20 protein-coding genes are annotated in these 20654 nt (G+C 60.4%); 4 read left to right on the forward strand and 16 right to left on the reverse strand.

Annotation, left to right across the window (positions count from 1 at the left end):
• Positions 1-47 precede the first annotated feature (47 nt).
• Positions 48-596 (reverse strand): sugar ABC transporter ATPase, encoded by a 549-nt coding sequence (locus ACHPFG_RS26000; protein WP_065924854.1) that lies wholly within the window; start codon positions 594-596, stop codon positions 48-50.
• Positions 597-733: 137 nt separating this feature from the next.
• Positions 734-1501, reverse strand: coding sequence for a TSUP family transporter (locus ACHPFG_RS26005; protein ID WP_131697982.1), 768 nt, complete (start codon positions 1499-1501; stop codon positions 734-736).
• Between the two features lie 99 nt (positions 1502-1600).
• Between ACHPFG_RS26005 and ACHPFG_RS26010 the strand changes: the two genes are divergently transcribed.
• The 4 genes from ACHPFG_RS26010 to leuA all read left to right on the forward strand — a co-directional run bounded on the left by ACHPFG_RS26010 (position 1601) and on the right by leuA (position 6710).
• Positions 1601-2491: a LysR family transcriptional regulator gene (locus ACHPFG_RS26010; RefSeq protein ID WP_431700804.1), complete on the forward strand. Its 891-nt coding sequence runs from the start codon at positions 1601-1603 to the stop codon at positions 2489-2491.
• Between the two features lie 10 nt (positions 2492-2501).
• The gene (gene xseA, locus ACHPFG_RS26015) at positions 2502-3881 is read left to right on the forward strand and encodes an exodeoxyribonuclease VII large subunit (protein ID WP_167655178.1); all 1380 of its coding nucleotides are present in this window, start codon (positions 2502-2504) and stop codon (positions 3879-3881) included.
• A gap of 3 nt (positions 3882-3884) precedes the next feature.
• Positions 3885-4706 carry a M23 family metallopeptidase gene (locus tag ACHPFG_RS26020; protein WP_145338390.1) on the forward strand — a complete coding sequence of 274 codons (822 nt, stop codon included), beginning with the start codon at positions 3885-3887 and terminating at the stop codon, positions 4704-4706.
• 324 nt (positions 4707-5030) lie between these two features.
• On the forward strand, positions 5031-6710 hold the full coding sequence (gene leuA, locus ACHPFG_RS26025; RefSeq protein ID WP_145338389.1) for a 2-isopropylmalate synthase: 1680 nt from the start codon (positions 5031-5033) through the stop codon (positions 6708-6710).
• Between the two features lie 117 nt (positions 6711-6827).
• On the opposite strand, the gene ACHPFG_RS26030 is transcribed toward leuA, so the two are convergent.
• From ACHPFG_RS26030 to hscA, 14 genes are all read right to left on the reverse strand, one after another.
• Positions 6828-7619 carry an amidohydrolase gene (locus ACHPFG_RS26030; protein ID WP_431700805.1) on the reverse strand — a complete coding sequence of 264 codons (792 nt, stop codon included), beginning with the start codon at positions 7617-7619 and terminating at the stop codon, positions 6828-6830.
• Positions 7607-8755 carry a pyridoxal phosphate-dependent aminotransferase gene (locus tag ACHPFG_RS26035; protein ID WP_431700806.1) on the reverse strand — a complete coding sequence of 383 codons (1149 nt, stop codon included), beginning with the start codon at positions 8753-8755 and terminating at the stop codon, positions 7607-7609. Before ACHPFG_RS26035 ends, ACHPFG_RS26030 begins: the two co-directional genes overlap by 13 nt.
• 135 nt (positions 8756-8890) lie before the next feature.
• Positions 8891-10360, reverse strand: a complete 1470-nt coding sequence (der, locus tag ACHPFG_RS26040; protein ID WP_053135513.1) for a ribosome biogenesis GTPase Der — start codon at positions 10358-10360, stop codon at positions 8891-8893.
• 134 nt (positions 10361-10494) lie between these two features.
• On the reverse strand, positions 10495-11646 hold the full coding sequence (gene bamB / locus ACHPFG_RS26045; RefSeq protein ID WP_431700807.1) for an outer membrane protein assembly factor BamB: 1152 nt from the start codon (positions 11644-11646) through the stop codon (positions 10495-10497).
• The gene (locus tag ACHPFG_RS26050) at positions 11639-12280 is read right to left on the reverse strand and encodes a YfgM family protein (RefSeq protein WP_027605420.1); all 642 of its coding nucleotides are present in this window, start codon (positions 12278-12280) and stop codon (positions 11639-11641) included. The genes bamB and ACHPFG_RS26050 overlap by 8 nt, the downstream gene beginning before the upstream one ends.
• Before the next feature lie 41 nt (positions 12281-12321).
• Positions 12322-13611: a histidine--tRNA ligase gene (gene hisS, locus ACHPFG_RS26055; RefSeq protein WP_431700808.1), complete on the reverse strand. Its 1290-nt coding sequence runs from the start codon at positions 13609-13611 to the stop codon at positions 12322-12324.
• Positions 13612-13632: 21 nt separating this feature from the next.
• The gene (gene ispG, locus ACHPFG_RS26060) at positions 13633-14742 is read right to left on the reverse strand and encodes a flavodoxin-dependent (E)-4-hydroxy-3-methylbut-2-enyl-diphosphate synthase (protein ID WP_034115889.1); all 1110 of its coding nucleotides are present in this window, start codon (positions 14740-14742) and stop codon (positions 13633-13635) included.
• A 2-nt stretch (positions 14743-14744) separates the two neighbouring features.
• Positions 14745-15752 carry a RodZ domain-containing protein gene (locus ACHPFG_RS26065; RefSeq protein WP_431700809.1) on the reverse strand — a complete coding sequence of 336 codons (1008 nt, stop codon included), beginning with the start codon at positions 15750-15752 and terminating at the stop codon, positions 14745-14747.
• The gene (pilW, locus tag ACHPFG_RS26070; RefSeq protein ID WP_431700810.1) at positions 15752-16510 is read right to left on the reverse strand and encodes a type IV pilus biogenesis/stability protein PilW; all 759 of its coding nucleotides are present in this window, start codon (positions 16508-16510) and stop codon (positions 15752-15754) included. The genes ACHPFG_RS26065 and pilW overlap by 1 nt, the downstream gene beginning before the upstream one ends.
• A 12-nt stretch (positions 16511-16522) precedes the next feature.
• Positions 16523-17671, reverse strand: a complete 1149-nt coding sequence (rlmN, locus tag ACHPFG_RS26075) for a 23S rRNA (adenine(2503)-C(2))-methyltransferase RlmN (protein ID WP_431700811.1) — start codon at positions 17669-17671, stop codon at positions 16523-16525.
• A 29-nt stretch (positions 17672-17700) separates the two neighbouring features.
• Positions 17701-18126: a nucleoside-diphosphate kinase gene (ndk, locus tag ACHPFG_RS26080; protein WP_017846179.1), complete on the reverse strand. Its 426-nt coding sequence runs from the start codon at positions 18124-18126 to the stop codon at positions 17701-17703.
• 91 nt (positions 18127-18217) lie between these two features.
• The gene (gene iscX, locus ACHPFG_RS26085; RefSeq protein ID WP_017846180.1) at positions 18218-18418 is read right to left on the reverse strand and encodes a Fe-S cluster assembly protein IscX; all 201 of its coding nucleotides are present in this window, start codon (positions 18416-18418) and stop codon (positions 18218-18220) included.
• Positions 18419-18432: 14 nt separating this feature from the next.
• The gene (fdx, locus tag ACHPFG_RS26090; RefSeq protein WP_003175958.1) at positions 18433-18774 is read right to left on the reverse strand and encodes an ISC system 2Fe-2S type ferredoxin; all 342 of its coding nucleotides are present in this window, start codon (positions 18772-18774) and stop codon (positions 18433-18435) included.
• A gap of 3 nt (positions 18775-18777) precedes the next feature.
• Positions 18778-20640: a Fe-S protein assembly chaperone HscA gene (hscA, locus tag ACHPFG_RS26095; protein ID WP_259242829.1), complete on the reverse strand. Its 1863-nt coding sequence runs from the start codon at positions 20638-20640 to the stop codon at positions 18778-18780.
• Positions 20641-20654 lie beyond the last annotated feature (14 nt).

Here is a 20654-nt window from a genome sequence, read left to right on the forward strand (position 1 = left end):
GGTCTCAATGTAAAACTCTGACATATTTGGGAATAGTGATAGAAGGACTACAGCTCGACTTTGACCCAACTGATCTTCTGGTCCAGCCAATCGGCGAATTCGTCGATAAAGCTCTGCTTGAACCCCGCCTCCGCCCAGTTGTTGAAGATGAATCCCAGGTTGGAAAACCCGCACGCCTGCAAGAACAGAAACCCATTGATGTCATCTTCATGCCCACACAGCGGGCAGGTGAAGTTGTCGGTGTGGCCGGGCATCCAGTCTTCAAGACTTTCGAACAACGCCTCGCCGACTTCCTTGAGGCATTCCGGGCAGCCGGCTTCTTCGAGAAAGCCCTTGGCCGGGGTGTAGATGCAGCGCTTGTAGATGATCTCCAGGCCATTGACCGGCTCGTTGAACGGCAGCGCTTCGGGGTGCAGCACCACGGCGCGGGCGCCATCGGCCAGGGCGTAGGCCATGCGGTTGCCGGTGCGGCCACAGGTGGTCAGTTCTTCCTTGATGATGTTCTTGCGCACCAGCCAGCGCACGATCGCCCGGGCGCGGGGTTCGTGGACAGGCAAGGTGGAGATTTTCGGGACAAGGATGCTTTGGGAATTCATGGGAGTCCTGCGGTGTGGCTTCTGGCGTCATCGCGGGCGAGCCCGGCTCCCACATTGGAATGCACTCAACTGTGGGAGCCGGGCTCGCCCGCGATGACGCCCGGGAGGACGGCAGCTTAATCCCTGAAGAAATCAGGTCAAGTGCTCAAGTACCGCCCAATCAATGCAATGCCACTGGCCAATACCAGCCAGGTCACCAACCGGACGAAGGCCTCACGGGACATGCGCATCGTCAGCCTGCGCCCACACCAGAGCCCCAGGGCCATCGCCGGCAGCAGGCACAGTGCCAACATCAGCAGCGGCCAATCAGCATACACCCCGGCGATCAGGAACAGGCTCAGGCGCACCACCGTGCTGCAACTGATCAACGCGCTTTGGGTGGCGCGTGCCGCGTCCTTGGGCAAACGGCTGTTCAGATAGATTGCATATAAAAAGCCACCACTGCCGAACAACGCCCCAAACAGCCCGCCCACGGTGCCCATCGGGATCGACCACCCCGCCGCCAATTGCGTGGGCCGGGTTTTCACCGCCAGGCTGTAAATCGCATAGGCGCTGATAAACAGCCCCATCAACAGCAGCAACAGATCCGAATGCAAATTGAGCAGAAACACCACACCCAGGGTGCAGCCAATCGCCATGCACGGCAGCAATCGCAGCAGCTCCGGCTTGTTCACGTCCCGTCGCGTTTGCAGCAGGCCGCCGAAGGCCGCGACAAAATCCAGCAGCACCAGCAACGGGATGATCTTCGACAGTGGCATAAACACAAGCAGGACCGGCCCCGCCACCAGCGCCGTGCCGAATCCCGCGATGCCAAACACGATATAGGCCACGACGATGCCCAGGCCGATCACCAGCCAATCGAAACCACTAAACGACCACTGATTCATCAGCTCAACCGGGCTCATGGGGTATTCCTTGTAGGAGATAGCCATCACTTTAGCCAGCGGCGAGGGTTGCGACTAATATCTTCAAAGTCCTCCACCCATCTCGAAAAGGCATGACGCGTGATTTCCACCCGCCAACTGCGTTACTTCGTCGAAATCGCCGACAGCGGCAGCTTCAGTGCTGCCGCCGAACGTTTGTTTGTCGCGCAATCGGCCCTGAGCCGGCAGATCAAGGAACTGGAAACCCAACTGCAAACCCCGCTGTTTGAACGCACCGCGCGCCAGCCCCGGCTGACCGCTGCCGGCGAAGCCTTTTATCCTCGGGCGCGCAACCTGCTGGGTGAGCTGCACAAGGCCAGTGAAATGGCGACACAGGTCGGCAATGGCCAACTCGGCACCCTGCGCCTGAGCCATTCGAGCACTGTGCCGATGAGCGGCGTGTTGCTGCAAGGCATCAGCACCTGGCTGGACCGCTGCCCCGGCGTGTCGATGGATATCGTCAAACTGTCGTCCGAAGCGCAACTGGAAGACATCGCCGACGGTCGCTTGGACGTCGGGGTGCTGCGTTTGCCCGTGTTGCGCCAGCGCGAAGGTGTGCGGGTCATGCCTTTATACAGCGAGCAATTGCTGCTGGCCGTGCCTGCGAACCATAAGCTGTCGCGCAGCCAGGCCCCCATCGAACTGGAGCAATTGAAGGATGAAGCGTTTATCTCTATCCCCCATCCCCAGCGTGGCGGCTTGAGTTATCTGTCAGCCGAGTTGTGCATGCGTGCGGGATTTTTCCCCAAGGCTGCGCGGGTGATGTCACGCAAGACCACCCAGTTGCAACTGATCCAAGCCGGTTTCGGTATTGCCCTGTTACCAAAATCCATGAAAGACATCGCACCGGCCAACGTGCACTTCTTGCCCCTGGCCGACCCGGACTGCCTGAGCACCGTGGCCCTGGCCAGCCAGCAGTCACCGAGCGCGTTGGTGGAGCAATTCTGTCAAACGTTGCACGAATGCCTATAAACTGCCGCCCATGATTAAAGATCCTTTTGCCCGCTTGGGCCTGGACCGCGAAGTCCTGACTGTCAGCCAACTCAACGGCCGCGCGCGGGTGTTGCTGGAAGACGTGTTCACCAATATCTGGGTCGAAGGCGAGATCTCCAACCTCGCCCGCCCGGCCTCCGGCCATGTGTACTTCACCCTCAAGGACAGCGGCGCCCAGGTGCGTTGCGCGCTGTTTCGCAATAACGCCGCGCGGGTCCGCCAGGCGTTGAAGGATGGCCTGGCGGTCAAGGTACGCGGCAAGGTCTCGCTGTTCGAGGGCCGTGGCGACTACCAGTTGATCCTAGATACCGTCGAGCCCGCCGGCGATGGTGCGCTGCGCCTGGCCTTCGATGCCCTGAAGGAAAAGCTCAGCGCCGAAGGCCTGTTCAGCGCCGAGCGCAAGGTGCCGCTGCCGGCCCACCCGCGTCGCATCGGCATTATCAGTTCGCCCACGGGTGCGGTGATCCGCGACATCATCAGCGTGTTCCGTCGTCGCGCGCCGAACGTCGAGCTGACATTGATCCCTACCGCCGTGCAAGGCCGCGAAGCGATCCCGCAGATTGTGCGGGCGTTGAAGCTGGCGGACGCCCGAGGCTTTGACGCGCTGATCCTGGCCCGTGGCGGCGGTTCGCTGGAAGACCTGTGGTGCTTCAACGAAGAGGCCGTGGCCCGTGCGGTGGACGCTTGCGTGACGCCGATCGTCAGCGCCGTCGGCCATGAGACCGATGTGTCCATCAGCGACTTTGTGGCGGACGTGCGCGCGCCTACCCCGTCCGCCGCCGCCGAGTTGCTGGCACCGGACGCCAGCCATCTGGTGCGCCAGGTGGAAAACCTGCATCGCCGCCTGGTGATGCTGATGCGCAATCGCCTGACCCACGACCGCCTGCGCCTGGAAGGCATGGCCCGGCGCCTGCGTCACCCCGGCGAACGTCTGCGCCAGCAAGCCCAGCGCCTGGATGACCTGGATATGCGCCTGCGCCGCGCCTTCGAGCGCAGCCTCAATACCCGTCGCGAACGCCTGATCCGCCTGGAAACCCGCCTCGCCGGCCAGCATCCGGGCCGCCAGTTGGCCCTGCTGCGCCAGCGCCTGGACAGCCTCGCCGAACGCCTGCCGCGTGCGATGCGCGAAGGCCTCAAGGCGCGTCGCCTGCAACTGCAAAGCCAGGTGCAGACGCTGCACGTGGTCAGCCCGCTGGCGACGCTGGGTCGTGGCTACAGCATCTTGCTCGACGAGCGCGGCCAGGCCATCCGCAACGCCGCGCAAACCCAAACCGGCCAACGCCTCACCGCGCGCCTCGGTGAAGGTCAATTGCAAGTGCGGGTGGAAGATAACCACCTGACACCCGTCACCCTTTCGTTATTGGATTGATTGATGCCTCGTCTCTTTAGTGTGTTGTTGCTGCTATGCCTTACCGTTAACGCCCATGCCGACAGCTATATCAGCCGTACCCTGAACAAGCCGGTGCCGGGCGGCGTTGCGGTGGTTGAGCTGGGCCCTTCGGCTGCCGCGCCGAAAGCCACGTACCAAGGCAAACCGGTGCTGGTGGTGAAGGAGCAGGACAACTGGCTGGCGATTGTCGGCATCCCGCTGACGGTCAAGCCGGGCAACGAGCGCATCAGCAGCGGCGGGCGCAACCTGCCGTTTATCGTTGGTTACAAGAAGTACCCCGAACAACGCATCACCTTGAAGAACAAAAGCCAGGTCAACCCCGACCCGGCGCAACTCAAGCGCATCGAGGGCGAGTTGGCCGTACAGCTCAAGGCCTATCGCAGTTTCAGCCCGAACCTGCCGAGCAACCTGGTGCTGGACAAACCGGTGAACGGGCCGCTGTCGAGCAAGTTTGGCGTGCGCCGCTTCTTCAACGGTGAAGAGCGCAATCCCCATTCGGGCCTGGACTTCGCGGTGCCGGCCGGTACGCCGATCAAGACGCCGGCAAACGGTAAGGTAATTCTGGTCGGCAACTATTTCTTCAACGGCAACACCGTGTTCGTCGACCACGGCCAGGGTTTTATCAGCATGTTCTGCCACATGTCGAAGATCGACGTGAAGGTCGGTCAGCAACTGGTGCGCGGCGCAGTAGTGGGCAAAGTCGGTTCGACCGGCCGCGCGACCGGGCCCCATATGCATTGGAATGTCAGCCTGAACGATGCGCGAGTCGACCCGGCTATTTTCATCGGAGCGTTCCAACCGTGATAAAGCGATTGCGCGCCCGATAACGGTCGCGCAATTTAATCTAGCCTCAGCGTCATTCCCAACCATAAAATCCCGTTTCGTACGCAGATAAAAGAACTTCTCTCAATTTTTAGCGACTGCTTGCCATCTTTCACCCCGACGGTTAGGGTTGGGCTTATGAAAACCTCTCACACCCTCATTCAGCTCCGCCAGCACCGCAGCCTGTGCCTCGTCAGCGCACGACTGCCAGGCTGAATCGATCTGCCTCGTCTTTAAAGCTGTATCCCAAATAACAGTTCTACGGCAGGCCGCCTTTTCTCGGCCCCTACAACAAAGGATTTCCCGATGAGCATGCTCAAAGACCCGTCTTCGAAGTACCGCGCGTTTCCGACCATCGATATTCCGGATCGCACCTGGCCTTCCAAAACCATCACCACCGCGCCGATCTGGTGCAGCTCCGACCTGCGTGATGGCAACCAGTCCCTGATCGAGCCGATGGACGCGGTGAAAAAGCTGCGCTTCTGGAAGACCCTGGTCGCCGTCGGCGTGAAGGAAATCGAGGCTTCGTTCCCTGCCGCGTCGCAAACCGACTTCGACTTCGTGCGTACCCTGATCGAAGACAACCACATCCCCGAGGACACCACCATCCAGGTGCTGACCCAGGGCCGTGAAGACTTGATCGCACGCACCTTCGAATCCCTGCGCGGCGCCAAAAAGGCCATCGTGCACCTGTACAACGCCACGTCGCCGTCGTTCCGCCGCATCGTGTTCAACCAGGACAAGGACGGTATCAAGGCCATCGCGGTCAACGCGGCCAAGCTGTTCGTCAAATACGCCGCCCAGCAGCCGGAAACCCAGTGGACCTTTGAATACTCGCCGGAGACCTTCAGTGCCACTGAACTGGAGTTCGCCAAGGAAGTCTGTGACGCGGTGATCGAGGTCTGGAACCCGACGCCTGAGCACAAGATGATCCTCAACCTGCCGGCCACCGTCGAATGCGCCACGCCGAACATCTATGCCGACCAGATCGAGTGGTTCGGTCGCCATATCAACCGTCGCGACAGTGTGATCATCAGCCTGCACACTCACAACGACCGCGGCACCGGCGTAGCCGCCACCGAGCTGGGCCTGATGGCCGGCGCGGACCGCGTCGAAGGCTGCCTGTTCGGTAACGGCGAGCGTACCGGTAACGTCGACCTCGTCACCGTGGCGTTGAACATGTACACCCAGGGCCTCGATCCGCAGCTGGACTTCTCCGACATCGACGGCGTGCGTAAAGTCGTCGAGGAGTGCAACCAGATCCAGGTACACCCACGTCATCCGTACGTCGGCGATCTGGTGCACACCGCCTTCTCCGGTTCTCACCAGGACGCGATCCGTAAGGGCTTTACCCAGCAGAAAGATGATGCGCTGTGGGAAGTACCGTACTTGCCGATCGACCCGGCCGATATCGGTCGCAGCTACGAGGCGGTGATCCGCGTGAACAGCCAGTCGGGCAAAGGCGGTATCGCCTACCTGCTGGAACAGGAATACGACATCAGCTTGCCACGCCGCATGCAGATCGAATTCAGCCAGGTGGTCCAGGCCGAAACCGACCGCGTGGGCCTGGAGATGACCGCACCGCAGATCTACGCCTTGCTGCAGCGTGAATACCTGCAAGCCAACACCCCGTACGCGCTGGTCAGCCATCGCCTGCAGGAAGAGAACGGCAACAGCTTTGTCGAAGTGGAAGTCTCGGGCAAGGGCCAGGGCGAAACCAACCTGCACTGGAAGGGCAAGGGCAACGGCGCACTGGAAGCCCTGGTGGCTGGTTTGCCGATTGGCGTGGAGATCATGGACTACAACGAACATGCGATCGGCGCGGGCACCAACGCCAAGGCAGCGGCCTATATCGAACTGCGTGTGAACGGTGAACGTCCAGTGCATGGCGTGGGCATTGATGAAAACATCACCACGGCGAGCTTCAAGGCGCTGTTCAGTGCGCTGAACCGGTCGCTGAGCCAGCAGGAAGCGAAAGCGGCGTAATCTTTATTGCCGCAATACAGAAGGCCTCTGGGTGAGAACCCAGGGGCCTTTTTATTGAGCTTCAGATTTGGGTTGCCTGTCAGGGACTCTTCGGGGCAGCCCCCCGATAGCGGTCCTTCAGACAAACTGAAAGCTATCGGCATCCAGGTTCGCCGGAAACCGCGCGCGATACGCCGCCAGTTCAGCCGCGTCCAGGCACACTTGGAACACCCCGTCCGCCTCCCCCGCACTCAGCAGGCTCTCGCCCTGGAAATCCAGCACCTGGCTATCGCCGGTGTAGGCAAAGCCCTTGCCGTCGGTGCCTACTCGATTCACTGCAGCCACGTAGCACAGGTTCTCGATAGCCCGCGCCGGCAATAACCGGTTCCAATGCTGGCGCCGCGCCCCCGGCCAATTGGCGGTGTACAGCAGCAAGTCAGTGTCCTGGGCATCCCGACTCCACACCGGAAAGCGCAGGTCGTAGCAAATCAGCGGCCGAACACGCCAGCCTTTCAACTCGAACTGCACCTGGCGCTCGCCGGGGGCGTAGTGATTGTGTTCACCGGCCATACGAAACAGATGACGCTTGTCGTAGTGCAACACCTCGCCATCCGGCCGCGCCCACAACAGGCGGTTGCGGTGGCTGCCGTCGGCGGCCTGGATGATCACACTGCCGGTGATCACCGCGTTGTACTTCGCAGCCTGGGCCTGGAGCCAATGATGGGTCGGGCCGTTTTCCGGCTCGGCGAGGGTTTGCGAGGCCATGGAGAAACCGGTGGTGAACATCTCCGGGAGCACGATCAGGTCGGCGCCGCGGGCCTGCTCCAGCAGCCCCTCGAAATGCTCGAGATTGGCTTGGCGGTCGTGCCAGGCCAGGGTGGTCTGGACCAGGGCGATATTCAAGTCAGGCAATGCAGTCAGATCACGCATAGTTTTTCAGCCGCTTGTCGCAGCGTCTCCTCGCGCTTGGCAAAACACAGGCGCACCAGGCGCTGGCCTTGCGGTGGGCTCTGGTAGAACACCGAGACAGGGATGGTCGCCACCCCGTGTTCGCGGGTCATCCACAGGGACATGGCGACGTCATCCAGGTCCGGGCGTATTTGTGAGTAATCCACCAACTGGAAGTAGGTTCCGGCCACCCGGGTAAAGCTGAAGCGCGACGGCGCCAGCAGGTCGCAGAACAGATCGCGCTTGGCCTGGTAAAACGCCGGCAGTTCGTCGACGTGCTCCGGGTGTTCGGCCATGAAATCGGCCAAGGCGAACTGCAACGGGGTTACGCCACAAAAGTTGACGTATTGATGCACCTTGCGCAATTCAGCTGTCAGGGCCGGTGGCGCGACCACGTAGCCGGTTTTCCAGCCGGTGACGTGGTAGGTCTTGCCAAAGGAGCTGACCACGAACGCACGCGGGTACAGCTCTTCATGGGCCAGCACGCTGACGTGGGGCATGCCGTCGAATACCAGGTGTTCGTAGACCTCGTCGCTGACCAGGTAGATATCGCGGTCGCGGATCAGTTCGGCCAACTGGTCCAGCTCGGCACGGCTGATCAGCGCGCCGGTGGGGTTGTGCGGGGTGTTCAGGATGATCATGCGCGTGCGTGGCGACAGCGCGGCCTTGATCTTCTCGAAGTCCAATGCAAAGCCTTGCAGGCTCAATTGCACGTGCACGCAGCGGCCACCGGCCAACTCGACCGAGGGCTCATAGCTGTCGTAGCAGGGGTCAAACACAATGACTTCATCACCATTGCGAATCACTGCCTGGATCGCGCAGAAGATCGCCTCAGTGGCACCAGGAGTGATGGTCACTTCGCTGTCGGCATTCACCGTGGCGCCATAACTGCGAGCAATCTTAGCCGCCACTTGCTGACGCAGCACGGGCAGGCCGGTCATCGGCGCATATTGGTTATGACCGAGGGCGATATGTTTGCCCACCCCATCGAGCAAGCCCTGAGGCCCATTGAAGTCGGGAAACCCCTGGGACAGGTTAATCGCGCCGGCTTCGGCAGCGAGTTGCGACATGGTGGTGAAAATGGTCGTGCCGACGTTTGGCAGCTTGCTGGTGATCATGGGAGCCCCCTTCGGGTGAGCTGCAAGTTTTAAGCTGCAAGCTGCAAGCAGGTCAAGCGACAAACCGCCAGGCACAAAAAAGGGCTCCAAAGGAGCCCTCTCTTGCAGCCTGTAGCTTACAACGTGAAGCGGCGGCTATTTCTTGTCGCGGCGCTTCTTGTCGGCCTTCTTGTGGTGAGTCATCAAACGACGCTTCTTGTTCACCTGACGGTCAGTCAGTGTGTTCTTGTTGCCTTCGTATGGGTTCTCGCCACCCTTGAACTCGATACGGATCGGCGTACCGACCAGTTTCAAGACACGGCGGTAGGTGTTTTCCAGGTAACGCACGTAGGACTTTGGCACCTTCTCGATCTGGTTACCGTGGATCACGATAATCGGCGGGTTGGCACCACCCAAGTGGGCGTAACGCAGTTTGATCCGGCGGTTATTGACCATCGGCGGTGCGTGCTCGCCGACTGCATCTTCGAGGATCTGGGTCAGACGGTTGGTCGGCCAGCGGGTGACCGCGGACTTGAACGAGTTCTGTACGGAAGCGTAGAGGTTACCCACACCCGTGCCGTGCAGGGCCGAGATGAAGTGAATATCGGCGAACTCGACGAAGAACAGGCGGCGCTGCAGCTCGATCTTGACGAAGTCGCGCTCGCTCGGCGTCATGCCGTCCCACTTGTTGATCGCGATGACCAAGGCCCGACCGGCTTCGAGGGCAAAGCCCAGCAGGTTGAGGTCGTGGTCCACCACGCCTTCGCGGGCGTCCATCACGAAGATCACCACGTTGGCGTCTTTGATTGCCTGCAGGGTTTTCACCACGGAGAACTTTTCAACTTCCTCGTGGATCTTGCCGCGCTTGCGCACACCGGCGGTGTCGATCAGCGTGTACTTCTCGTCGTTACGCTCGAACGGGATGTAGATACTGTCGCGGGTGGTGCCGGGCTGGTCGTAGACGATTACCCGGTCTTCACCGAGCATGCGGTTGACCAGGGTCGACTTGCCCACGTTCGGGCGACCGATGATCGCAATCTTGATACCGTCTTTTTCGCTTGGGCCAGGAATGCGCTTGGCTTCCTCGCCTTCGGCAACGATCTCTTCTTCGCCTTCTTCTTCCTCGGCGTCATCCTTCGGGAAGTCGCGCAGGGCGATTTCCAGCATCTGGGTGATACCACGACCGTGGGCACCGGCGACCGGGATCGCGTCGCCAAGGCCCATCGGACTGAATTCGGCACGGGCCGCCTCAGGATCGATGTTATCGATCTTGTTGGCGACCAGATAGGAACGCTTATTGCGCTTGCGCAGGTGCTCGCCAATCATCTGGTCGGCAGCGGTGTAGCCCGCGCGGGCGTCCACCAGGAACAACACGACATCGGCTTCTTCAATGGCCAGCAGCGACTGCTCGGCCATCTTTTCGTCCATGCCATGCTCATCACCGGAGATACCACCGGTATCGACAATAATGTAGGAGCGCCCTTGCCACTTTGCCTCACCGTATTGGCGATCACGGGTCAGACCGGACAAGTCGCCGACGATGGCGTCACGAGTCCTGGTCAGGCGGTTGAACAAGGTGGACTTGCCGACGTTAGGTCGGCCCACCAGGGCGATTACGGGAACCATGCGGCTCTCCACTTCGTTATTTCAGAAAATACAAAAGCCGCTGCAAGGCAGCGGCTGGTGCTCGGGGCAGCATATTCAAATGCCGCATGCCCCGCCGAAGCGGGGCCGCCTGGGTTTTACCCCAAGCATAGTTCTTACTTGATGGTCAGGGCTTCCAGCTTGCCGCTGTTACCAAACACATAAAGCATGTTGCCCACGACCAGCGGACGGGCACGCAGGCCATCGCTGTCGATACGCTCACGACCTACAAAACGACCATCCACCTGGCTCAGCAGGTGCAGGTAGCCTTCGAAGTCGCCGACCGCTACGTAGCTGGAGAACACTTCCGGGGCCGACAGTTGACGACGGGCCAGGGAGTCATTGCTCCACAGTGCAGTGGTGGAACGCTCGTCGACACTTTCAACGGTGCCGGACGACAGGCTTACGTAGACGCTGCCAAACCCCTGGGCGACACCGGCGTAGCTGGAAGCATCACGCTGCCAGTTAACACGGCCGCTCTGCAGGTCCAGCGCGGCAACGCGGCCCTGGTAAGTGGCAACGTAGAGGGTTTCACCCGACAGCAGCAAGCCACCGTCGATGTCCACTACGCGATCCAGCTCGGAACGACCTTGGGGGATGGCCACACGGGTTTCCCAGGCCGGCACGCCGTTCCTGGTGTCCAGGGCGACTACTTTACCGGTCGACAGGCCTGCAACGGCCAGATTGTTGGTCACAACCGGACCACTGGTACCGCGCAGGGTCAACACCGCCGGGGTGCTGTCGTACAACCAACGCTGCTCGCCGGTGCTGGCGTCCAGGCCGATCACACGGTCGTCCTGGGTTTGCACCACGACGATATCGCCGTTGGTGGCAGGTGGTGCGAGGACTTCACTGGTCACGCGAGCGCGCCATTTCTCTTCACCGGTGCTGGAGTCCAGCGCCACGACTTCGCCCTTGAGCGTGCCGAGCATGACCATCCCGTAACCCACGCCTACGGCGCCGGACACGGGCAATTCGAGGTCTTTCCTCCACTTCACGTCGCCGTTCATGCGATCCATGGAGATCACCACGCCGGTCACGTCAGCGGCCACAATGTTGTCACCGTCGATTGCCGGCACCAGCATGTTGTAGGTCTCGCCCTGGCCGTCACCGATGGAGCGGCTCCATTGCTTTTGCAGGACGACTTCTTCCTTGAAGCTGGTCAGCTCGGCCGGAGGCAGTTCTTTTTTACTGTTGCTGCTGCAACCCGCGGCCAGAACGGCCAGAGCCAGCAATGCTGCATGTTTCCAACGGATCACGTCACGCATCCCCTTTGGCCAAGTCGTCCAGCTTGATTTGTAAGCCACCGACCGCCGCTTCATCAGACAGCGCCGCCTTGGCTTTCTTGTACGCAGCATTGGCTTCGTCGGTACGACCCAATTGGACCAACAGGTCGCCCTTGAGCTCTTCGCGAGTGGCTACAAATGCCTTGTCCGCATCGCCGTCGAGCAGTTTGAGTGCTTCGTCAGCCTTGTTCTGTGCCGCCAATACCTGGGCCAGGCGCTGACGTGCGATTTCACCCAGGGTCGGGTTGGTCGGCTTGTCGGCGATGGCCTTGAGTTCTGCGGCGGCGTCATCCAGCTTGCCGGTGTCGACCGCGACTTTCGCGACGAACAGGCTGCCGTATTGGGCGTAGGTGCTACCGCCGAATTCGTTCTTCAGCTTGCCGGCCAGGTCCGCCACTTGCGCAGGATCAGGCTTGCCGTCCGGCGTCAGGGTGGTTTCCAGCAATTGCTGATAAACGATCGAGGCGCCTTGGGATTGGTTGGCCTGATACTTGGTCCAGGCTTGCCAGCCGAACACCACCACTAAAGCCAGCAGGCCGCCGGTAACCAGAGGCTTGCCGTTACGCTGCCACCAGTCCTTGAACTCGGCCAGTTGCTCATCATCAGTACTCGACACCCCAATACTCCTTAATCGCTAAATTCGGCTGTTCGACAGCTTCAACCCTGCACGACGCAGGTGGCCAAGTGCGCGGCGAGCGCATCAAAGGCAATGTTCTGTTGCTCGCCCTGGCCACGCAGGGGTTTGAAACCTATCACTTGCTGGGCCAGCTCGTCATCGCCAAGGATCAGTGCGTACAGTGCACCGCTCTTGTCGGCCTTCTTGAACTGGCTCTTGAAGCTGCCGGCGCCGGCATTGATCTGCAGGCGCAGGTTGGGCAACTGGTCACGTACTTTTTCGCTCAGGGCCAAGGCGGCCAGTTCGGCGGCCTCGCCAAAGGCGCACAGGTACACGTCCACCTGACGGGAGATTTCTTCCGGAACCTGTTCCAGGGTTTCCAGCAGCAGGATCAGTCGCTCGATGCCCATGGCAAAACCTACACCGGTGGTCGCCTTGCCGCCCATCTGCTCGACCAGGCCGTCGTAACGGCCACCCGCACACACAGTGCCCTGGGCGCCGAGTTTGTCGGTGACCCACTCGAACACGGTCTTGCTGTAGTAATCGAGGCCACGCACCAGCTTCGGGTTGATTACGTAGGGAATACCGGCCGCATCCAGGCGAGCCTTGAGGCCCTCGAAGTGCGTGCGGGACTCGTCATCCAGGTAGTCGGCCATTTTCGGCGCGTCGACCAATACGGCTTGCGTGTCGGCGTTCTTGGTGTCCAGCACACGCAACGGGTTGGTTTTCAGACGGCGCTGGCTGTCTTCGTCCAATTTGTCCAGGTGGGCGGAGAGGAACTCGACCAGGGCTTCGCGGTAGCGACCCCGGGATTCGCTGGTGCCCAGGCTGTTGAGTTCAAGCTTGACCGCATCCCGGATGCCCAGCATGCCCCACAGGCGCCAGGTCAGCACGATCAGCTCGGCATCGATGTCCGGGCCGTCGAGATTGAAGACTTCCAGGCCGATCTGGTGGAACTGGCGATAACGGCCTTTCTGTGGGCGCTCGTGGCGGAACATCGGGCCGATGTACCACAGTTTCTGCGGTTGGCCGCCACCGGTGAGGCCGTGTTCGAGCACGGCGCGCACGCACGCGGCGGTACCTTCCGGACGCAAAGTCAGGGAGTCGCCGTTACGGTCTTCAAAGGTGTACATCTCTTTTTCGACGATGTCTGTCACTTCACCGATGGAGCGCTTGAACAGCTCGGTGAACTCAACAATCGGCATGCGGATCTGCTTGTAACCGTAGTTATCCAGCAGGCGCGCGACAGTGCTCTCGAAGTAGCGCCACAGCGGCGTTTGCTCCGGCAGGATGTCGTTCATGCCACGAATGGCTTGCAGAGACTTGCTCACATCAAATCCTTAAATTCGTTCTTAGCCGCGTGCGATCAGCGCTGCGTCAGCGGCGACCTTTTCGGCCGCTTTCTCGCGGATCAACTTTTCCAGCTGATCCACCAGATTGTCATTCGTTAACTTCTGCGACGGCTTGCCGTCGATGTAAATCAGGTTCGGTGTGCCGCCGGTCAAGCCCACATGGGCTTCCTTGGCTTCACCCGGGCCGTTGACTACACAACCGATCACTGCAACATCCAGCGGGACCAGCAGGTCTTCGAGGCGCAACTCCAGGTCGTTCATGGTTTTCACCACGTCGAAGTTCTGCCGCGAGCAGCTCGGGCAGGCAATGAAGTTGATGCCGCGGGAACGCAAACGCAGGGATTTGAGAATGTCGTAGCCGACTTTCACTTCCTCTACCGGGTCTGCCGCCAACGAGATGCGGATAGTATCGCCAATTCCTTCGGCGAGCAGCATACCGAGACCGACCGCAGATTTCACTGTGCCTGAGCGCAAACCGCCGGCTTCGGTGATCCCCAGGTGCAACGGCTGCACGATTTCCTTAGCCAGCAGGCGGTAGGCTTCGACCGCCATGAACACGTCGGAGGCCTTTACGCTGACCTTGAAGTCCTGGAAGTTCAGGCGTTCCAGGTGTTCAACGTGGCGCAGTGCAGACTCGACCAGCGCTGCGGGGGTGGGCTCGCCGTACTTCTTTTGCAGGTCTTTTTCCAGGGAGCCGGCGTTGACGCCGATGCGGATCGGGATCCCGCGATCACGGGCAGCGTCCACCACGGCGCGCACACGGTCTTCACGACCGATGTTGCCCGGGTTGATGCGCAGGCAATCGACGCCCAACTCGGCCACGCGCAGGGCGATCTTGTAGTCGAAGTGAATGTCGGCAACCAGCGGCACCTTGACCAGCTGCTTGATGCGACCGAACGCCTCGGCAGCATCCATGTCCGGGACGGATACCCGCACGATGTCTACCCCGGCCGCTTCCAGACGGTTGATCTGGGCAACGGTGGCGGCGACATCATTGGTGTCGCTGTTGGTCATGCTCTGTACCGCGATGGGTGCATCGCCACCCACTGGCACCGAGCCAACCCAGATCTTGCGCGATACGCGACGTTTGATTGGAGATTCGCCGTGCATGACTATTGTCCCAACTTCAGGCGAGCGGTCTCGCCAGTGGTGAACGGCGCTACGTCTACAGGCTGGCCGTTGTAGGCCACTTGCGCGCCACGGGCAAAGCCCAGACGCAGCGTCAAAGGAGGCTTGCCGCCAAGGTCGAGCGTATCTCCCTTACGCTTGAGACCACTGGCCAGCACTTTGCCGTTGCCGTCGGTGACTTGCGTCCAGCAGTCAGCAACGAAGGTAATTTGTACACGCCCGTCACCGGCGATCAACGCTGGGGTGGTGGGTGGTGAAATCGCCGGGGCTGCCGGAGCAGCTGGCGCCGTAGTCGCTGGCGCCTGGGCTGGAGCGGCCGGTGTATGGGCCTGGGCAACCGGGGCTGCTGGCGTGTGAGCTGGCGCGGCCGGTGTGACTGGGGTCGGTACGGCAACTGTCGGGGCCTGGGCAGTTTCCGGTTCGGACTGCTCGACGGTGGCCGGGGTTTCAGGGGCAGCCTGGCCTTGGGCAACGGCCTGGTCTTCCGGCTCATCCAGCGGATGAATCTGGGTGGTGCCGTCGGCGCTCTCGACTTCGACGTGCTCCATGGCGTTGCTGGTCATGTCTTTGCTGCGCTGGGACGCTTGGTCTTGCCACCAGACAAAACCGCCGCCGATCACGGCAATCAGCAACAACAGACTGACAATTCGCAAAATCGTGTGGGAAACCCGCACCGGCTCTTCGATGCGACCCAAGCCATGCACATTGCTGCCCTGGGAGTCGGTACCGGTGAATTGATCGAATTGCTGGACCAATACGGCCTGGTCAATGCCCAACAGCTTGGCATAGGCGCGGATATAGCCGCGGGCGAAGGTATGCCCAGGCAGCTTGTCGAATGCGCCGGCCTCAAGGTTCCCCAGGGAGGTAGTGGTCAAATTGAGCTTGAGGGCCACTTCCGCCAGCGACCAACCATTGCTTTCGCGGGCCTGACGCAAGGTGTCGCCTGGGTTTACGCGATTAGCTGCTACAACTTCCGGGTGCGCCGCTTTCATCATTGCTCCGACAGGTATTGCTGATATTCCGGCGTACCGGGATAGAGTCGTTCGAGTTGCTGGCCAAAACGTGCGGCCGTGTCGCGTTCTTCATGAACCGTCGCCAGGCGCACACCGAGCAATAGACTACGTGCATTTTGCCCGCTGAGCAGGCTAAAACGCTCGTAATAGTCACGTGCCGGCACATAATGCCTGTCTTCGTAGGACAACTCAGCCATTTCGAGCAGCGCTCGTGGCTGATGGCCGTTCAAGTGCAGGGCTTTTTCCAACTGCTGCCGTGCGCTGTCGCGCTGGCCGAGGCGCATCGAGGTCACCCCAAGGTTCTCGAACACCCGCGCGCGCTCAGGATAGAGGGTATCAGTGCTGGCTTGCTGGAAATAAAGGGCTGCCTGGTCATACCGCTTTTGCTCGAACAGGAAGCTGCCGTAATTGTTCAGCAGCTTCGGGTCGGCAGGCCTTGCGGCCAGAGCTTTGTCGAAATACCGGTCAGCCAGTTCAGGCTCGGCCTGGGCCTGGAACACCAGGGCCAGTGCGGCATTGGCATCGGCATCGTCGCTGTCCAGCTCAAGGGCCTTTTTCAACGGCACCTTGGCCTGTTCGCTCATGCCTTGTCGCAGGTAACCCAACCCCAGTTGCACATAGGCAACTCGCGCCTCGTCACGGCCCTTGCCGGTTTGCAGCGGGCTGTCATGGCCCGATGAAACACAACCGGCCACGAGACCGGTAACAAGCAGAAGCAGCGCAAGGCGCAAGGGCATAGAGATCCTCTCTCAGGTTCGATTCACAGCGCTTTGCGGCATATCGTCGGCAGCGCTCAGTTCGCGCACCGCAATATAACGTTCGCTGCGACGGGTGCGGTCCAGCACCTGTCCTACCAATTGGCCACAGGCGGCGTCGATGTCTTCACCACGGGTGGTGCGAACGGTAACGTTGTAGCCAGCCTGGTGCAGTTGATCCTGGAAACGGCGGATAGCGTTGTTGCTCGGCCGCTCGTAGCCAGAATGTGGAAACGGGTTGAACGGAATCAGGTTGATCTTGCACGGGGTGTTCTTGAGCAGTTCGATCATCTCGACCGCGTGCTCGACCTTGTCGTTGATGTCCTTGAGCATGGTGTACTCAATGGTCAGAACGCGCTTCTCGCCCAAGGTCGCCATATAACGCTGGCAAGATTCGAGCAGCATCTTAAGCGGATACTTCTTGTTGATCGGCACCAATTGGTTACGCAATGCGTCATTGGGTGCGTGCAGCGACAACGCCAGGGAGACGTCGATGTGCTTGGCCAGCTCATCGATCATCGGTACCACGCCGGAGGTCGACAGGGTCACACGGCGCTTGGAGATGCCGTAGCCCAGGTCATCCATCATCAGGTGCATGGCCGCGATGACGTTGTCGAAGTTCAGCAGCGGCTCACCCATGCCCATCATCACCACGTTGGTGATGGCACGGTCGACGGTCGCCGGGACGCTGCCAAAGGATTTGTTGGCAATCCACACCTGGCCGATCACTTCGGCGGCGGTGAGGTTGCTATTGAAGCCTTGCTTGCCGGTGGAGCAGAAACTGCAATCCAGGGCACAGCCTGCCTGGGACGAAACGCACAAGGTGCCGCGCTTGCCCTGGGGAATGTACACGGTCTCGACGCAGCTGCCGGACGCCACACGCACCACCCATTTACGGGTGCCGTCGCTGGAGATGTCCTCGCTGACCACTTCGGGGCCACGCACTTCAGCAATGGTCTTGAGCTTGTCGCGCAGGGCCTTGCTGACGTTCGTCATGGCGTCGAAATCGTCGACGCCAAAGTGGTGAATCCATTTCATTACCTGACCGGCACGGAAACGCTTCTCCCCGATTGAGTCGAAGAATTTTTCCATTTCCTGTTGAGTCAGACCCAGCAGGTTGGTTTTTACAGTCGATGTCGTCATGGATTCACCCTCACTCTTTAAGCCGATGCTTAGCGAGTGGTTACTTCAGTAGCTGCGAAGAAGTACGAGATTTCGCGAGCAGCAGCGGCTTCGGAGTCCGAACCGTGTACAGCGTTGGCGTCGATGGAGTCAGCGAAATCAGCACGGATGGTGCCGGCAGCTGCTTCTTTAGGGTTGGTAGCGCCCATCAGCTCACGGTTCAGAGCGATGGCGTTTTCGCCTTCCAGAACCTGAACAACAACAGGACCGGAGATCATGAAGGCAACCAGGTCGCCGAAGAAACCACGAGCGCTGTGCTCAGCGTAGAAGCCTTCAGCTTCAGCCTTGGACAGTTGCTTGAGTTTCGAAGCTACAACCTTCAGGCCGGCTTTTTCGAAACGAGTGGTGATCTCGCCGATGACGTTTTTTGCAACAGCGTCAGGCTTGATGATGGAGAAAGTACGTTGAACAGCCATGGTGTAACTCCAGAAACGGTAATTTACGAAAAATTAAACCCGCGAATTATACGCGGGTTCTTAGGTATTGCCTAACTGCGTAAGGGAGGCGTCAGTCCTGTTCTTCTTTCCAGGCAGTCTGGATAGCTTCCAGAACCTTTTCGCCACCGCGATCGCGCTCATCATCAAAGCCTGGCAAGGCCATGACCATGTCACGCAAAGCAACAAAATTCAGGGAATAGGGATCCATATCCGGGTTGCCGTCGGCCAACAGGATAGCGATCTCTTGCACATCAACCCATTTAAGACTCATGACACTTCCTTGAATCAGTGCGGCGCTTCGGCAGCATGATTGAGCGAATATTTCGGAATTTCGACGGTGATGTCTTCAGTTCCGACCTTAGCCTGACAGCTTAGGCGAGAAGTGGCTTCCAGGCCCCAGGCGCGGTCAAGAAAGTCCTCTTCCAGCTCATCGGCCTCTTCCAGGCTATTGAAGCCTTCGCGAATGATGCAGTGGCAGGTGGTGCAGGCGCACACACCACCACAGGCACTTTCGATCTCGATGTGGTTGTCATGAGCTACTTCGAGGATGGACTTGCCGGTCTCAGCCTCAACAACCATACCGTCCGGGCAATGCTCGGCGTGTGGCAGAAAAATGACCTGCGGCATTAATTATTCCTCGATTTCATTCAGGTTGCGCCCGGCCAGTGCGGCTTTCACCGTCTGATCCATGCGACGGGCGGCAAAGGCGTCGGTGACCTGCGACAAGCGCTTGGTCTGTTGCTCGATGGCGTAACCATCGTTGCCTTTCATCAGTTCGGCCAGTTCCTGCATCTGCAGGTCGATAACCATGCGCTCTTCGGCATCCAGCAGGCGCTCACCGTCGGCGTCAAGGGCGCCCTGCACTGCTTCGAGCAGGCGTTGGGCATCCACTTGTTGCTCACGCAGTACGCGCGCGACCTTGTCGTCACCGGCGTATTGGAACGAGTCCTTGAGCATCTTGGCGATTTCGCCGTCAGTCAGGCCGTAGGACGGCTTGACCTGGATACTCGCTTCAACGCCCGAACCCAACTCACGCGCGGCTACGCTGAGCAAGCCGTCGGCGTCGACCTGGAAGGTCACGCGAATCTTCGCCGCACCCGCAACCATGGCCGGGATACCGCGCAATTCAAAGCGTGCCAGGGAGCGACAGTCGCTGATCAGCTCGCGCTCGCCTTGCAGCACATGAATCATCATGGCCGTCTGGCCATCTTTGTAGGTGGTGAAGTCCTGGGCGCGGGCGACGGGGATGGTGGTGTTACGTGGAATCACCTTCTCCATCAGCCCACCCATGGTTTCCAGCCCCAGGGACAGCGGGATCACGTCAAGCAGCAGCAGTTCGCCGCCATCGCGCTTATTGCCGGCCAGGGTATCGGCCTGGATGGCGGCACCAATGGCTACCACCTGGTCCGGGTCGATCTCTGTCAGCGGCTGGCGGCCAAAGGCCTCGGCAACGGCTTCGCGAACCCTTGGCACACGGGTGGAACCGCCGACCATGACCACAGCAACGACATCTTCCAGCTCGACACCGGAATCACGCACGGCGCGACGGCAGGCTTTCAGACTGCGGGCGACCATCGGCTCGATCAACGAATCGAAGGCTTCACGAGTCAGCTGGGCGCACCAACTGCCGTAGGAAACTTCAACAGAAGCTGCGTCAGTCAGGGCCTCTTTGGCGGCACAGGCCGCTTGCAGTAAATTACGCTGCTCGCCCGGATCCAGGTCAGCGGATAAGCCAGCGCTGCTGATGATCCAACCCGCGATGGCATGGTCGAAGTCATCGCCGCCCAGCGCTGTATCGCCACCGGTAGCCAGTACTTCGAACACACCGCCGGTCAGGCGCAGGATCGAAATATCAAAGGTGCCACCGCCCAGGTCGTAAATAGCGACCAGGCCTTCTGCGTGCTGGTCCAGGCCATAGGCCACCGCCGCAGCAGTCGGCTCGTTGAGCAGGCGCAACACGTTCAGGCCGGCGAGCTTCGCCGCGTCCTTGGTGGCTTGGCGCTGCGCATCATCGAAATAAGCCGGCACGGTGATCACCGCACCGACCAGTTCGCCGCCCAAGGTGGTTTCCGCGCGCTGGCGCAGCACCTTGAGGATATCCGCCGACACTTCCACCGGGCTTTTCGGACCCTGGACGGTGTCGATGAACGGCATATGGGATTCGCCACCGACAAAGCGGTACGGCAGTTGGTCGCCCAATTGCTTGACGTCGGACAGACCACGACCCATCAAGCGCTTGACTGACAGCACGGTGTTCAAAGGGTCGGTAGACGCCGCCAGCTTGGCCGACTCGCCCACTTCGGTGCGATCAGCGTGATAGCGCACGGCGGACGGCAGGATCACCTGGCCATCAGCGTCGGGCAGCGGTTCGGACAGGCCGCTGCGCAAGGCAGCAACCAGGGAATTGGTGGTGCCCAAGTCAATCCCCACCGCCAGGCGACGCTGGTGCGGTTGAGGGCTTAGACCGGGTTCGGCGATTTGCAGTAGGGCCATGGTAATCAGGTCTT

It is taken from the genome of Pseudomonas sp. BR20 (genome assembly GCF_050780135.1).
Taxonomy (GTDB): Bacteria; Pseudomonadota; Gammaproteobacteria; order Pseudomonadales; family Pseudomonadaceae; genus Aquipseudomonas.